Consider the following 14,905-nt stretch of genomic DNA (forward strand, 5'->3'; position numbering starts at 1 on the left):
CCGGTGAAAACACGCGAAAACCGTGGCGTTTTCATCTCCGCCGGTCGGCGGCGAGGATCTCGCGGGCGATCTGGTCGAGCGGTAGGACCCTGTCGACGCCGCCATGGGCGATCGCCTCCTTCGGCATGCCGAAGACGACGGAGCTCGCCTCGTCCTGGGCGAGCGTATAGGCACCGGCCTGGTGCATCTCGTTCATGCCGCGCGCGCCGTCGTCGCCCATCCCTGTGAGGATGACGCCCATGGCATTCGCCCCGGCCGAACGGGCGGCGGAGCGGAAGAGCACGTCGACGGATGGCCGGTGGCGCGAGACGAGGGGGCCTTCGCGCACGGCGACATGGTAGCGCGCACCCTGCCGCTCCAGCATCATGTGGCGGTCGCCGGGCGCGATCAGCACATGGCCGCGCAGGACGGGATCGCCATGCACGGCTTCCTTCACCGCCACCTCGCACAGGCTGTCGAGGCGCCTGGCGAAGGCCGCGGTGAACTTTTCCGGCATGTGCTGCACGATGACGATGCCTGGCGAATTGGCCGGCAGCTGTTCCAGCAGCACGCGCAGCGCCTCCGTGCCGCCGGTCGAGGCACCGATGCAGGCGACCATCTCGGTTGTCTTGGCCATGGCGCGGCCGGAGGGCGGGGGCAACACGGCATCGGCGGTGAGCTTTGCGGTCGGCCCGCTTGCCGCCGCCGTGCGCCGGTTCTGGCCGAGCCGGGCGACCGCGGCGCCCTTGACGGCCTCGCGGATGCGGGTGCCGGATTCGGCGAGATGGTCGGCCGCGCCGATCTTCGGCTTCAGGATGATGTCGACGGCGCCGGCCTCCAGCGCCTGCATCAGCGTCTCCGAGCCCTCCTCGGTCAGCGAGGAGCACATGACGACGGGGATGGGCTTCTGCGCCATGATCTTGCGCAGGAAGGTGATGCCGTCCATGCGCGGCATCTCCACGTCGAGCGTGATGACGTCGGGGATTTCCTCCTGGATCTTCCTGGCCGCCATGAAGGGATCGGAGGCCGCGCCCATCACCTCGATTTCCGGATCCTGCTCCAGGACATGGGTCAGCGCCTGGCGCACGCTCGCCGAGTCGTCGATGATGAGAACGCGGATCTTCTTGCCGGGAGGGACCATCAGATCTTCTTGAAAACCGTGTTGGCGACCTGGCGCACCGGCAGCGAAATGCCGGTCACCGTTTCGGAATGGCCCACATAGAGGAAACCGCCGGGCACCAGGCAGTCGCAGAGCCGCGACAGAACCTTGGCCTGCGTCGGCTTGTCGAAATAGATCAGCACGTTGCGGCAGAAGATCATGTGCATCGGCTCGCCCACCCTGTAGGCGCTGTCCATGAGGTTCATGCGGGCAAAGCCGATCGTCGAGCGCAGGCGCGGATGGATGCGCACCTCGCCGCGCCCGGCATCGCGCGAGACCATGACGTAGCGGCGCTGCATCTCCGCCGGTACGGGCTGGATCATGTCGCGCGGATAGACGCCGCGCCGGGCGGCGGCAAGCACGTCGGTCGAAAGGTCGGTGGCGAGGATGCGGTAGTCGAGGCCGGAAGCCGCATCGACGAAATCCTGCATCACCATCGCCATCGTATAGGGCTCGGCGCCGATGGAGCAGGCGGCGCTCCACAGCCGCAGCCGCTTGTGGCCGGCCGCCACCATTTCCGGCAGGCCGGTCGCGGCCATGTGGTCGAAATGCTTCGGCTCGCGGAAGAAGTCGGTCTTGTTCGTCGTCACGGCGTCGATGAGGAAGATCGCCTCCTTCTCGATGCCGCCATGCTTGAAGAGATAGTCGCAATAGTCGTTGAAGCTGGTAATACCGGTCGCCCGCAGGCGCCGGCGCAGCCGGCCCTCCAGCATCGTCAGCTTCGTGATCGGCATCTTGATGCCGCTGTAGTCGTAGATGTAGCGCGACAGGGCCTCGAAGTTCCGGCTGCTCAGCCCGTCTTCCGCCCCTTGCATCCGCAATGCAGCTCCCACGCCGGTCCTCCCGAAATTATGCCGTCGCGGCAAGGCGACCCGCCGAGCCCATCATCGCCATCTCGGCGCCGGAGAACAGGCGCGCGAGGTCGACGATGACGACGAAACCGCCGTTGCGGCGCACGACGCCGGCAATGTAGTCGGACGGCCAGCGCACGCCGATATCCGGCGCGCCTTCGATTTCGTCGTCGCGGAAGGGGATGACCTCGAAGACCCGGTCGGCGACGAGGCCGAGGGTGAGGGTCTTCTCGCCGATCGGCACGTCGAGCACCAGGGCGCGCGTGTGCGGCGTCTTCTCGGTCCTCGTCATGCCGAGGCGAAGACGCAGGTCGATGACCGGCACGCCCTGGCCGCGCACGTCCCTGAGACCGAGCAGGTATTCCGGCCCGTGCGGGATCTTGAAGGCATCCTCGTGGTCGAGGATTTCCCGGACGACCGAGACAGGCACCGCAAAGACCTCGTTGTCGAGGCTGAAGGTGACGAACTGGGATTCGGAGGACGGACCGGCCATGATCAAGCGCTTTCCCTGAAATCGGCGTCGTCCGCATCCGGGCCGCCCATCGACATGTCGAGGGCAAAGCCGCGGGCGCGGGCCTGCTGGCCGTTGACGCTGTTGTCGGACTTGCGAAGCGGCGCGGCGGCCGCCTTGACGACCGGGCGCGAGACCGGTGCCGGGCGGCGCTGCTGGACGACCGGGGCACTCGACGCACGATCGACGCGGAAGAAGGCGATCGAGGTCTGCAATTCCTCGGCCTGGGCGGCAAGCTCTTCAGAGGTTCCGGACATTTCCTCCGAGGCGCCGGCATTCTGCTGGGTCACCTTGTCGAGCTGCTGGATCGCCTCGTTGATCTGCGAGGCGCCGATATCCTGCTCGCGGCAGGCGGCGGAGATCTCCGAGACGAGTTCCGCGGTCTTGCGGATATCGGGCACCAGCCTGTTCAGCATCTCGCCGGCTTCTGTCGCGACGGAGACGGTCTGGCCGGACAGCGTGCTGATCTCGGCGGCGGCCGCCTGACTGCGTTCGGCGAGCTTGCGCACTTCCGAGGCGACGACGGCAAAGCCCTTGCCGTGTTCGCCGGCACGGGCCGCCTCGACGGCGGCGTTGAGGGCGAGGAGATCGGTCTGGCGAGCGATTTCCTGCACGATGGAGATCTTCTCCGCGATGGTGCGCATGGCGCCGACCGCGCGGCCGACGGCCTCGCCCGAAGCCTCGGCATCCTTGGCGGACTGGCGGGCGATCTTCTCCGTCTGGGCGGCGTTGTCGGCGTTCTGCTTGATGTTGGAGGCCATCTCCTCCATCGAGGCGGAGGCCTCTTCGGCGGAGGAGGCCTGTTCCGTCGCGCCCTGCGACAGCTGTTCCGAGCTTGCCGAAAGCTCCTGGCTGCCGGAGGAGACATTGTCGGCGGCCGAAAGCGCATCGGCGACGACGCCGCGCAGGCGCTCCACCATGCTTTCCAGCGACAGGCCGAGCGTGTCCTTGCCGGAGAGCGGTTTTGGCGTCACGGTCAGGTCGCCATTGGCGATCTGGTCGGCGATGGCGGCCGTTTTGCGCAGGTTGCCGGTCATCACGTTGATCGTGTCGACCAGGTCCTTGATCTCGTCGTTCGTCTTGATCTCGACCGTCTGGTCGAGATCGCCGACCGCGACAGCCTCCGCGACAGTCTTGATCTTCTTCAAGCCGCTGTTGATGCCGAGCGCGAGCCAGACGGCGGCGCCGACGGCGAGCAGCAGCGCGGCACCGGCAATCGTCACGATCAGGTTGCGCGTATGGGCATATTGCGCGTCGGCGTCCTCTTCCGCCGTCACCAGCAGCGCCTTGTTGTTTTCGATGCGGGCGTCGATCGTCTCCTCGATCGCGTCCATCAGGCGGCGGCTCTCGGTCGTCGCAAGGCGGAGCGCCTCGGCCGAATTGCCTGCGCCGGCGAGCGCGCGGACCTGGTCGTCGATGCGGATGAGCTGCTTTTCCCTTTCGCCGATGGCCTGCCATTGCTGGAGGGCGGCCGGATCGCTCGACAGCTGGACCAGCGTATCGAGGGTTTCCTCGAAGCCCTTGCGATAGCGGTCGCCGGCCTCGATGGCGGTGGCGACGTCGCGGGGATTGGCGGCGGTCGCGAGGTTCATCTGCGCCCGCGCCAGGCGGAGCTGGTAATTGGCGAGGTTTTGCGCGGCCTCGAGGCGCGCGGCGGGACCGGCGATCAGGTCGGAGATCGCCTGATTCAGCGAGGAAAGGCTCAGAATGGCGTAAACGGACGTGCCGGCCATCATCAGGATGATGACACCGAAGGCCGCCGCCAGCTTCAGTTTGATGGTTGCGCGCATCTTTGGGCTCCTTTGGTAGCAGATGCCGTTCGGGCGGGGCACCGGAAGCCGGGGCCCGTCATGCGAGAAGACCGATACACTCACCCTTTCGCGGGCCGCAGGCGGCCCTTGTGCCGGCGCCTACACGCGCCGGGTCGATCATGCGGCGCATCCGTTGCTGGATGCGCCGCGATCATTCGTTCGCTCAAGCGCTTTCGCGGAAGTCCGCGTCGTCGGCATCCGGGCCGCCCATCGACATGTCGAGGGCAAAGCCGTTGCCGCGCGTCGCCCTGGCGGCCGGGGCCGGGCGGTAGGCCGGCGCTGCAGCCGGACGCTTGATGGTCACAGGAGCGGCCATCTTCGCCGCCGTCGCGCGCAGCTTCTCGGCGTGGTTCGGCTCCTTGCGGGCCGAATTCTCCACGCGGAAGAAGGCGATGGAGGCCTGCAGCTCTTCCGCCTGGGCGGCCAGCTCTTCCGAGGTCGCCGACATTTCCTCCGAGGCGCCGGCATTCTGCTGGGTCACCTTGTCGAGCTGCTGGATCGCCTCGTTGATCTGCGAGGCCCCGATATCCTGCTCGCGGCAGGCGGCGGAGATTTCCGAGACCAGTTCCGCGGTCTTGCGGATATCGGGCACCAGCCGGTTCAGCATCTCGCCGGCTTCCGTCGCGACGGAGACCGTCTCGCCGGAGAGCGCGCTGATCTCGGCGGCAGCGGCCTGGCTGCGCTCGGCGAGCTTGCGCACTTCCGAGGCGACGACGGCAAAGCCCTTGCCATGCTCGCCGGCACGGGCCGCCTCGACGGCGGCATTGAGGGCGAGAAGGTCGGTCTGGCGGGCGATTTCCTGCACGATGGAGATCTTCTCCGCGATGGTGCGCATCGCGGAAACGGCGCGGCCGACGGCCTGGCCGGAGGCTTCCGCGTCGCGCGAGGACTGGCGGGCGATCTTCTCCGTCTGGGCGGCGTTGTCGGCGTTCTGCTTGATGTTGGAGGCCATCTCCTCCATCGAGGCGGAGGCTTCTTCGGCGGAGGACGCCTGTTCCGTCGCGCCCTGCGAAAGGGTCTCGGAGCTGGCCGACAGTTCCTGGCTGCCGGAGGAGACGTTGTCGGAGGCCGAAAGGGCGTCCGCGACGACGCCGCGCAGGCGCTCGATCATCGTATTGACGTGGCCGAGCAGGTCGCCGATCTCGTCCCTGGTGGAGATCTCGGCAAAGCGGGTAAGGTCGCCGTCCGCCACGTTCTGCACGACGCCGACGGCCCGGGAGATGCCGCGGTTGATCGACATGACGATCCACAGGGCCGCGCCCGTGGCGACGAGGAGCGCGATGGCCGCGACCGTCACCATGATCGTGCGGGTGCTCTGGTACTGGGCATCGGCCGCCAGCTCCGCCTCGGTCAGGCGGCTCGCCTCGAGCTTGACGACCTCGCCGAGCAACTCGTCGATCTCGTTGGTGGCAGCGCGGGCGTCATTGGTCGAAACGCGGGTCGCGCCCGCCATGTCGCCGGCAAGCGCCAGCGCGCGGATTCGGTCGTCGTCGCGGCGGAAGTCCGTGGTGAAGCCGTCGAGCTTGTTCCACAGCACCTTGCCCTGTTCCGTCGCCTTGCCGAGAACCTCCTGGAAGGTCGTGTCGAATTCCTTGCGGGCCTCGTCGCTGAGCGCGATGTAGCGGTTGGTCTCGGTGGGGCTTGCCGAGGACAGCATGTTCTTCTGCTGGCGGATCTGCTGGAGCTGCAGGTTGTTCAGCGTCTGGGCGAGTTTCAGCCGCTCGGCCGGGCCGTTCAGCACGTCGCCGAGCGTGGTGTTGAGGCCGCCGAGGCTCAGGATGCCGTAGGCCGCCGTGCCGACGAGCACGGCCAGCATGAAGGCGAAGGTCAGGAACAGCTTGAGTTTGATGGTAAAGCGCATGGGTCTCTCCTGGTGTCCTAGGTCGGCGCTTGTGCCGGGCGCTCTTTCTGGGAGGAAAAGATCGCGTGCAGGTTCGGGACGATGATGAACTCGCCGCCCCGCTTGACGAGGCAGCTGATGTAGTCGGCGCGCCAGCGCATGCCGACGCTCGGCGGCGGTTCGCTGGCGACCTTGGGAAGCGTGGTGACTTCGTTGACCTTGTCGGTGCGAATGCCGATCAGGGTCGGCTCGTCGCCGAGATCGAGCTCGATGACGACGATACGGCTGTCGATGGTGGTTTCCGTCGCGTCCATGCCGAAGGCGAGGCGGATATCGGCGAGCGGGATCACCTTGCCGCGGAAGTTGATGACGCTGGAAACGAAGGGCTTGCTGCCGGGCACACGGGTCTCCGGCAGAAGGTCGAGGATTTCCTGCACGACGATCGCCTCTATGGCGAAGGTCTCGCCGTTGAGGTTGAAGGTAAGCACCGAGAGGTCTTCCTCCGCACCCCAGATCGCGTCGTAGTCGCGTTTTCGTGCCGCTTCGCTCATCCTGCCGCCCGCAATTGCGCCTCCTGCTGCTGTCCGGCCGCGACCAGATGGGTGACGTCGAGGATCAGCGCGACGCTGCCATCGCCGAGGATGGTCGCGCCGGAGAACGTGTCGACGTCATGGTGCAGCTTGGACATGGATTTGATGACCGTCTGGTGGTCGCCGATGATCTGGTCGACGACGAGGCCGACGCGTTCCGATCCCGTCGAGATGACGACGACCTTCTGGTGCGGGTCGGGCGGCGTGCCGGTGCGGAACAGTTCGCGCAGGCGCAGGAACGGCACCAAGCTGTCGCGCAGCGAGATGAAGCTGCGCCCGCGCGAGCGCAGGTCGTCTTCGAGCGAGAGTTCCAGGCACTCTTCCACCGCCGAGAGCGGGATGACGTAGCAGCCCTGGCCGACGCGTACGAGCAGGCCCTCGATGATGGCGAGGGTCAGCGGGATGCGCAGCGCCACGACCGAGCCTTCGCCCGGCTTGCTGGCAATGTCGATCGTGCCGCGCAGCGCCTCCACCGTCTTCTTGACCACGTCCATGCCAACACCGCGGCCGGACAGGTTCGTCACCGCCTGGGCGGTCGAGAAACCCGGCTGGAAGATCAGCTGGAGCAGGTCCTGATCGGAGAGCGTCGCGCCCGGCTGGATGATGCCCGACGATTCCGCCTTGGCGCGCACCCGCTCGCGGTTGATGCCGCGGCCGTCGTCCTTGATGGTGATGATCACCTCGCCGCCCGTCTGGTGCGCGGAGAGGATGACCCGGCCCTTCGCCCCCTTGCCGGCGGCGATGCGCTCTTCCGGTTTTTCGAGGCCATGATCGATGGAATTGCGCACGAGATGCACGAGCGGGTCGGCGAGCCGGTCGATGACCGTCTTGTCGACCTCCGTGCTCTCGCCCTCGGTGATGAGCTCGATTTCCTTGCCCGTTTCGCGCGACAGGTCGTGCACGAGGCGGCGGAAGCGGCTGAAGAGGCTGGCGACCGGCATCATGCGCAGCACCATCATCGTGTCGCGCAGCTCGCCCGAGAGGCGTTCGATTTCTTCGGAGACGGAGCGCAGGCCGAGATCGGCCGCCGTGCCGGCGAGCTGGGTGAGGCGCGACTGGGCGATGACGAGCTCGCCGACGCGGTCCATCATCTCGTCCAGCCGCTCGGCCGGCACGCGCACGTTCTCCGCGGATTTCGCCTGTTTGGAATCATTGGCCGCCTGCACCGCGGGAGCGTCCCGCTCGGCAACGACCACGGCCTTGGCGATCGGTGTTACGGCGGGCTTTGCTTCGGCGGCGGGTCGTTCGACGGCGACCTCGGTGATTTCGAGCTCCATGTCGTCCATGACGAAGATGAAGACGTCCTCGATATCGGCACGCGGCCGTTCGGTCTTCAGCGTCACGTCCCAGCTGATATGGATGTCGCGCGGCTCCAGCGCGGAAAGCTCCGGCACCTTCGCCGTATCGGCGACGATCCGGCATTCGCCGAGGTCGCGCATCTCGTCGAGCAGGCCGAGCGGATTGGTGCCGTTCGCCATGGCATTCACCGGCAGGCTGAAGCGGATGCGCCATTCGCTGAGGCCGCCGGCCGTCTCGGCAACCGGCGCAGCCGCAACGGCGGCCGGGACAGGGGAGCCCGCGCCGTTGACCGCCCGGTGCAGGCCGTCGAGCAGCGCGGCGCTCATCGCGTCATGGTCGCCGTTCGGCGTTTCGAGCAGCGCGCGCATGTGGTCCTGCGCGGAAAGAACCGCCGAGACCAGTTCGTGCGTGGCGGCCACGTCGCCCTTGCGCACCCGGTCGAAGGCGGTCTCGCAATGGTGGGTGAAGGCGGCGAGCGCGTCGAAGCCGAACATCGCGCCCGACCCCTTCAATGTGTGCAGGCTCCGGAAGACCGCATCGATCCGGTCGCGGTCGTCGAGGCTGCGGGTGAGGTCGAGGAGGCCGGACTCGATCTGCTCCAGCAGTTCGGCCGCTTCTGTCCGGAAGACGGAGATCGGGTCCGGGTTCGTCATTTTCCGAGGACCTTCCTGGCGATCTTGACGAGGCTTTCCGGATCGAACGGCTTTGTCAGCCAGCCGGTGGCGCCGGCGGCTTTCGCCTGCGCCTTCAGTTCGCCGTCGGATTCGGTGGTGAGGAAGATGACCGGAACGCCGGTATGGGCGGGCAGCTTGCGCAGCTCGCGGATCATCGTCAGGCCGTCCATGTTCGGCATGTTGAGGTCGGTGACGACGAGGTCGTATTCGCCGCCCTTCAGCTTGTTGAGGCCGTCGAGCCCGTCGACCGCCTCGGTCACGCTGTAGCCGGCATTGCTGAGGGTGACGCGCGTCGTCAGCCGGATGCTGGCGGAATCGTCGACGGTCAAGATCTTCGCGGTCATCAATTCTTCTCCTGGTGCAGCCAGAAATGCGCGGCGCCGGGTGTCATCCCGTCGAGAAAGCCGCCGCGTTCCAGCACGTCGTAAAGGTCGCCGGAGGCGGGCCGGGCAAGTAGAACGCGCCCGGCCCTGGCCTCGGCCTGTTTGCGGGCTGCCGTGACAAGCTGGACAAAGCTGAGGTCGACCTGCGCCGCCTCGTCGATATCCAGTACAATGGCAGGATTCTTGTTCAGGAAATCCAAGATAAACTCTTGAACGGACAATATAGTCTTGATGGTGAGCGTCGCAGGTAAGGTTAACGACGCGTCACCGGACAGGGTCGACGACATGGAGGCCTCGATAATCGTTTCGAGAGAGAGTATTTCCCGCGCCAGAATCGCCAGTCACGCTTAATGAAGAGTAAAGTGCGGTTGCTAATTTCATCCACTGGTAGTTCGGTCATCGTCGATACACTGCCTCACCCTACGACAGGAAATAGGGATAAATGATTGTATGTAAACGTTAATTTATACAATTAGATATAAGTGATATTATTTATAAATCCCTAATTCTAGGGATGTCTGCAGCCACGGGTGGTGGCGTTGGAATCGCCCTGGGTTTGCGGGATTTCATTACATGAGGAAGAGCGAATTTACTGCGCGTTACATTGTTGGCCCTAGGGTTCGGTCACGGGTTCTTGCAGATGGGGTATGGCGTGTCAGGAATAGCGGGCGCAGTGCGCGTGGAGCGGCAGACGGCGGAGGTGGAGCTTGTCTCCCGCCTCGAAGGGGCCCGTTCCCGCATCGAGCAGCGGTTCCTCGATGGCGGCGTCGTGCTGCTTTCGGTGCTGGACGTACTCAACCGGCTGGTCGCCTCGCTGGAGAACCTTTCCGGCTCGCTCGGCGACGAGGTGGCGGAGGCGACGATCGGCCGGCTCATCGCCACCGTCGATCAGCTGACCGCGCTGCCCGGCATCGAGGAGCAGCGCCAGAAGCGTCTTGCCCATGTCGCCGTCACGGAAAAAACGCTCGGCGCCCATATCGCCGACATGCAGGAGACGCTGCGCTACCTGCGCACCTTCGCCACGACCGCCAAGATCACCGGCGCCGCCATTCCCGATTTCGCCGGCTTTGCGGAAGAAATCCTCGAGCGCATCCAGTTCGGCACCGGCGAGGTCAATGCGCTCGGCGCGAAGATCGGCACGCTCGGTGCCGTCATCGGCACCGCCTCGGCCGGGGGCGGGGAGGCGCTGGAGCGCTTCCGCCGCTCCGTGCCCGACATTGCGGGCAACCTCTCGCGCAATGCCGCGGACCTGACGGCGCAGCGCCGCCACCTCTCGCAGCTTGCCGCCAAGGTGGGTGCGGCGGCGCGTGGCGTGCAGGGCAAGGTCGCCACGACGCTGTCGGCCATGCAGATCGGCGACATCACCCGCCAGCGCATCGAGCATTGCCAGTCCGCCTTCACCTTCCTCAACGAGTATCTTGCGGCCGGAACGCTCGATGCGGAGGCCGCCGGCCGCCTGACGGCGCTGGTCCGCCATCTCGTGCACGGCCAGCTCGTCGAGATCACCCGCGATTTCGCACGTGAATGCAGGACGGTGGTCGGCACGATCCGCAGCTTCGGGGCCGATATCGATGGCCTGATGGCGCTCTACGGTGACATGGACGCCGCCGACGGCCGCTCCGCCGATCGCGCCATGCGAACCCTGGAGGCCGACATCGCCGCCGCCCGCGCCGTCGTCTGCGATATCGAGCAGGCGGCCGACAAGGCCAACGTCCTGGGTGCAAGCACCGTCGAGACCGTGCAGGGCCTCCTGAAGGGCGTGAAGACGATCCAGCTCGTGCGCACCGACATCCATTACATGGCGCTCAACACGAACCTGCGCTGCAGCAAGCTCGGCGAAGAGGGGCGGGCGATCAATGTGGTGACGGCAGAACTGCGCCTGTTCTCCAGCCAGCTCGACGAGACGGCGGAGCGTATCCTTATCGCCCTGCAGTCGCTGGAAGAGGATGCCGGCAAGCTGCGCGAGGCGGGCACCGCCGCCGGCGGCTCGCTCGATGCGCACCTTGCCGAGGCGCTGGAGCATATCCGCCGGGCGGGCGACCGCATGGAGGAGGACATGACGGCCCTGCGCGCCTGCGGCGTGGATGTCTCCGCCAAGGCGGGCCGGACGGTCGCCGACCTCGATTTCAACGCCGAGCTCGGCGACGTGCTGGCCGATTGCTCCGCCAGTGCGGGCGAACTCGTCGGCCGCGACCTGCCGGATATGTCGGGCCTTGAGGAGGCGATGGCCGACCTCGGCAGCCGGATCGCGCGCACCTATACGATGGTCTCCGAGCGCGAGGTGCATGCCCGCGTCTTCGGAACAGCCCTTGAGGCGCCTGTGACAGCTGTGGCTGCGCAAAGCGACGAAGACCTCTTCGACGACGCGCTGTTCTAGGATCATCGATATCCCGCTCCGCCGGCCTGCAAGCGCCTTTTGGGGCGCCGCCGTTTTCCGCAGGATACGTGCGGGTGCCGGTCGTTTCAGGGCCGCGTTCGGCCTGGCGTCACCGCTCTGGTCATTCCACGCGAATGGCCATCGGCTGTTTCCCTGTATTTTTGATAATATAGCGCTGGCAAAGCCGCAAGTGCCGATATATTCAAGAGGATATCACGCTGCCTTCAGGCAGGAAAAGGGAGAACAGGAATGAACCGTCGTCTGCTTCTGAAACTCGTCGTCGCCGCCTTCGCGTCGCTGCCGCTCGCCCTGCCGGTCGCGGCCGCCGAGAAGGTCACCGTCTTTGCCGCCGCAAGCCTGAAGAACGCGCTCGATGCGGCGAATGCCGCCTGGTCGAAGGAAACCGGCAACGAGACGACGGTCTCCTATGCCGCAAGCTCGGCGCTCGCCAAGCAGATCGAGGCGGCCGCCCCCGCCGATCTCTTCATCTCGGCCGACCTCGCCTGGATGGACTATGTCGCGGAGAAGAAGCTGATCAAGGACGACACCCGCTCCAACCTTCTCGGCAACCGCATCGTGCTGGTCGCGCCGAAGGACAAGGCGTCCACCGTCGAGATCAAGGACGGTTTCGACCTCGCCGGCCTTGTCGGTGACGGCAAGCTTGCCATGGGCGCGGTCGACAGCGTGCCGGCCGGCAAGTACGGCAAGGCGGCGCTCGAAAAGCTCGGCGTCTGGTCCTCGGTCGAAGGCAAGGTCGCGGGTGCCGAGAGCGTGCGCGCCGCGCTCGCCCTCGTCTCGCGCGGCGAGGCGCCCTACGGCATCGTCTACCAGACGGATGCCGCGGCCGATCCGGGCGTCGCCGTCGTCGGCACCTTCCCGGAAGACAGCCATCCGCCGATCATCTACCCGGTCGCCATCCTCACGGAATCCGAGAGCGCCGCGTCTGCCGCCTATCTCGACTTCCTGAAGTCCGACAAGGCCGCGCCCTTCTTCACCGAGCAGGGCTTCACCATCCTGAAGTAAGACGAGCCTCGCGACAGGCCGGGGCGCTATACTGGTCTTGATTGGTTAAGGGCCTTGCCCCACCCGCAACGTCATCCTCGGGCTTGACCCGAGGATCCACTCCCCACGGCACGCCGGAGGGGCGCGCGTGGATCCTCGGGTCAAGCCCGAGGATGACGGAGGAGGGGTTCTGGGCCTTGTCGACGTCTTGCCCGGTCTCGATGCCCCGGGGTTTTCGCCTTTCAAAGGAACACGCGTGGACTGGCTTGCCTTGAGCAACGAGGAATGGACGGCGATCCGGCTCAGCCTTCGGGTCTCGACGGTCGCGGTCCTCGTCAGCCTGCCGCTCGGCATCCTCGCCGCATTGGCGCTGGCGCGGGGCCGCTTCTGGGGCAAGTCGCTGCTGAACGGCCTCGTGCACCTGCCGCTGATCCTGCCGCCCGTCGTCACCGGCTTCCTGCTGCTCATCCTGTTCGGCCGGCGCGGCCCCATCGGTTCGGTGCTGGATGAATGGTTCGGCATCGTGCTCTCCTTCCGCTGGACCGGCGCGGCGCTCGCCTGCGGCGTCATGGGCTTTCCGCTGATGGTGCGCTCGATCCGCCTCTCCATCGAGGCTGTCGACCGCAAGCTGGAGGAGGCGGCCGGCACGCTCGGCGCAAGCCCCGTCTGGGTCTTCCTCACCGTCACCCTGCCGCTCATCCTGCCCGGCGTGCTCGCCGGCATGATCCTCGCCTTCGCCAAGGCGATGGGCGAGTTCGGCGCCACCATCACCTTCGTCTCCAACATTCCCGGCGAGACGCAGACGCTGTCGGCCGCCATCTACACCTTCACCCAGGTGCCGGGCGGCGATGCCGGTGCGATGCGCCTCACCCTCGTCGCCATTGCCATCTCCATGGTCGCGCTCATCGCCTCCGAGGTGCTCGCCCAGCGCCTCGGCCGCAAGGTGCATCTCGAATGAGCCTTGTTGTCGAAGCCCGCCACCGGCTAGGCGATTTTTCGCTGGAGGCCGCCTTCACCTCGGATAGGGGGGTCACCGCCCTGTTCGGCCGGTCCGGCTCGGGAAAGACCTCGCTGGTCCGCATCATCGCCGGCCTGACGCGCCCGGCAGAAGGCCGCGTCCTGCTCGGTGACGAGGTGCTGGTCGATACCGCCCGCCGCGTCTTCGTGCCGGCCCACCGCCGGCGCTTCGGCTATGTCTTCCAGGAAGCTCGCCTCTTCCCGCACCTTACCGTGCGGCAGAACCTCAACTACGGCCGCTGGTTCTCGCAAAAGGGCGCGCGCACGGAAAATCCGGACCGCGTGGTCGATCTGCTCGGCATTGCCGGCCTGCTCGACCGTCAGCCGGCCAACCTTTCCGGCGGCGAGAAGCAGCGTGTCGCCATCGGCCGCGCGCTGCTCGCCTCGCCGCGCCTGCTGCTGATGGACGAGCCGCTCGCCGCGCTCGACGAGGAGCGCAAGGCGGAGATCCTGCCCTATCTGGAGCGCCTGCGTGACGAGGTCGGCATTCCCATCGTCTATGTCAGCCATTCGGTGGCCGAGGTCGCGCGCCTTGCCGACCGGGTCGTGCTGATGGCGGACGGGCGCATCGAGGCGATCGGCGCGGCATCGGACGTGCTGGGCGGCCCGCGCCTCTCCTCCGCCGCCGAACGCCGCGAGGCCGGCAGCGTTCTTGCCGGCCGCGTCGAGGCGCGCGATGCCGCGCACGGCCTCGCCACCATCCGCCTTGTGGGCGGCGCGACGATCCTCGTGCCGGATGCGGCCGTCTCGCCGGGAGAAACGGTGCGGCTGCGTATCCCCGCCCGCGACGTCATGATCGCGACGGTGCGCCCGGAAGGCCTGAGCGCGCTCAACATCCTGGAAGGCGCCGTCGAGGCGATCGAGCCGGACGGCGAGGGCATGGCGAGCCTGCGTATCGCCTGTGGGGGCGATGTCGTGCGCGCCCGCATCACCGCGCTTTCCGTCGAGCGCCTCGGCCTTGCACCGGGCCTGCCGGTGCATGCCGTCATCAAGACGGTGGCGCTGGAATAGGTCTCAATCGGCAAGGTTTCCGACGATCCAGCCGATATCCTCGGCCAGCGCCGCGCGCGCCTTCTCCTCCATGGCATGGTAGTGGGCGATCAGCGCCTCGCCGAAGGGCGTCACGACGGCGCCGCCGCCCTGTTTGCCGCCGCGCTGCGATTCCACCACCGGCGTGCGGAACAGCCGGTTCATCTCGTCGACCAGCAGCCAGGCCCGGCGATAGGACATGTCCATCGCCCGCCCGCCGGCCGAGATCGAGCCGGTCTCCCGGATATGCGCGAGAAGCTGGATCTTGCCGCGCCCGATCCGGCCCTCCGGCTCGAACTGGAGGCGGAAGATGAGTTTCGGTTCGGTCTTGGCGGATGCTGACATGAAACTGGGCCCGTATGGATACGGGCCCAGATATAACA

Annotated in this window: 14 protein-coding genes; 4 read left to right on the forward strand and 10 right to left on the reverse strand. The window is 66.7% G+C overall.

The window, feature by feature from the left end; translation table 11 throughout:
* Nucleotides 1-31: 31 nt before the first annotated feature.
* The 9 genes from WMC41_RS02955 to WMC41_RS02995 form a co-directional block, all read right to left on the reverse strand.
* A complete protein-coding gene (locus tag WMC41_RS02955; RefSeq protein ID WP_432346986.1) occupies nucleotides 32-1,120 on the reverse strand; it encodes a protein-glutamate methylesterase/protein-glutamine glutaminase in 1,089 nt (362 codons plus the stop codon).
* Nucleotides 1,120-1,953: a CheR family methyltransferase gene (locus WMC41_RS02960; RefSeq protein ID WP_244768118.1), complete on the reverse strand. Its 834-nt coding sequence runs from the start codon at nucleotides 1,951-1,953 to the stop codon at nucleotides 1,120-1,122. The genes WMC41_RS02955 and WMC41_RS02960 overlap by 1 nt, the downstream gene beginning before the upstream one ends.
* A gap of 34 nt (nucleotides 1,954-1,987) precedes the next feature.
* The gene (locus WMC41_RS02965) at nucleotides 1,988-2,482 is read right to left on the reverse strand and encodes a chemotaxis protein CheW (protein WP_288080557.1); all 495 of its coding nucleotides are present in this window, start codon (nucleotides 2,480-2,482) and stop codon (nucleotides 1,988-1,990) included.
* Nucleotides 2,483-2,484: 2 nt separating this feature from the next.
* On the reverse strand, nucleotides 2,485-4,290 hold the full coding sequence (locus tag WMC41_RS02970; RefSeq protein ID WP_432346987.1) for a methyl-accepting chemotaxis protein: 1,806 nt from the start codon (nucleotides 4,288-4,290) through the stop codon (nucleotides 2,485-2,487).
* Between the two features lie 184 nt (nucleotides 4,291-4,474).
* On the reverse strand, nucleotides 4,475-6,172 hold the full coding sequence (locus WMC41_RS02975; protein WP_432346988.1) for a methyl-accepting chemotaxis protein: 1,698 nt from the start codon (nucleotides 6,170-6,172) through the stop codon (nucleotides 4,475-4,477).
* A 17-nt stretch (nucleotides 6,173-6,189) separates the two neighbouring features.
* A complete protein-coding gene (locus tag WMC41_RS02980; RefSeq protein ID WP_432346989.1) occupies nucleotides 6,190-6,702 on the reverse strand; it encodes a chemotaxis protein CheW in 513 nt (170 codons plus the stop codon).
* On the reverse strand, nucleotides 6,699-8,693 hold the full coding sequence (locus tag WMC41_RS02985) for a chemotaxis protein CheA (RefSeq protein WP_432346990.1): 1,995 nt from the start codon (nucleotides 8,691-8,693) through the stop codon (nucleotides 6,699-6,701). Before WMC41_RS02985 ends, WMC41_RS02980 begins: the two co-directional genes overlap by 4 nt.
* Complete coding sequence (locus tag WMC41_RS02990) at nucleotides 8,690-9,058, reverse strand: response regulator (RefSeq protein ID WP_244767971.1); 369 nt, start codon at nucleotides 9,056-9,058, stop codon at nucleotides 8,690-8,692. Before WMC41_RS02990 ends, WMC41_RS02985 begins: the two co-directional genes overlap by 4 nt.
* The gene (locus tag WMC41_RS02995) at nucleotides 9,058-9,384 is read right to left on the reverse strand and encodes an STAS domain-containing protein (RefSeq protein ID WP_288080562.1); all 327 of its coding nucleotides are present in this window, start codon (nucleotides 9,382-9,384) and stop codon (nucleotides 9,058-9,060) included. Before WMC41_RS02995 ends, WMC41_RS02990 begins: the two co-directional genes overlap by 1 nt.
* Before the next feature lie 365 nt (nucleotides 9,385-9,749).
* Between WMC41_RS02995 and WMC41_RS03000 the strand changes: the two genes are divergently transcribed.
* From WMC41_RS03000 to modC, 4 genes are all read left to right on the forward strand, one after another.
* Nucleotides 9,750-11,474, forward strand: a complete 1,725-nt coding sequence (locus WMC41_RS03000; protein ID WP_432346991.1) for a chemotaxis protein — start codon at nucleotides 9,750-9,752, stop codon at nucleotides 11,472-11,474.
* Between the two features lie 249 nt (nucleotides 11,475-11,723).
* Complete coding sequence (modA, locus tag WMC41_RS03005) at nucleotides 11,724-12,497, forward strand: molybdate ABC transporter substrate-binding protein (RefSeq protein WP_432346992.1); 774 nt, start codon at nucleotides 11,724-11,726, stop codon at nucleotides 12,495-12,497.
* A 235-nt stretch (nucleotides 12,498-12,732) separates the two neighbouring features.
* Entirely contained in the window at nucleotides 12,733-13,434 is a 702-nt protein-coding gene (gene modB, locus WMC41_RS03010; protein ID WP_432346993.1) for a molybdate ABC transporter permease subunit, read from the forward strand.
* Nucleotides 13,431-14,504, forward strand: a complete 1,074-nt coding sequence (gene modC / locus WMC41_RS03015; protein ID WP_432346994.1) for a molybdenum ABC transporter ATP-binding protein — start codon at nucleotides 13,431-13,433, stop codon at nucleotides 14,502-14,504. Before modB ends, modC begins: the two co-directional genes overlap by 4 nt.
* A 3-nt stretch (nucleotides 14,505-14,507) precedes the next feature.
* Here modC and WMC41_RS03020 read toward each other — a convergent pair whose 3' ends face one another.
* Nucleotides 14,508-14,867, reverse strand: a complete 360-nt coding sequence (locus tag WMC41_RS03020; RefSeq protein WP_432346995.1) for a winged helix-turn-helix domain-containing protein — start codon at nucleotides 14,865-14,867, stop codon at nucleotides 14,508-14,510.
* Nucleotides 14,868-14,905: the final 38 nt, after the last annotated feature.

It is taken from the genome of Shinella yambaruensis, assembly GCF_050859155.1.
GTDB classification, from domain to species: domain Bacteria; phylum Pseudomonadota; class Alphaproteobacteria; order Rhizobiales; family Rhizobiaceae; genus Shinella; species Shinella yambaruensis.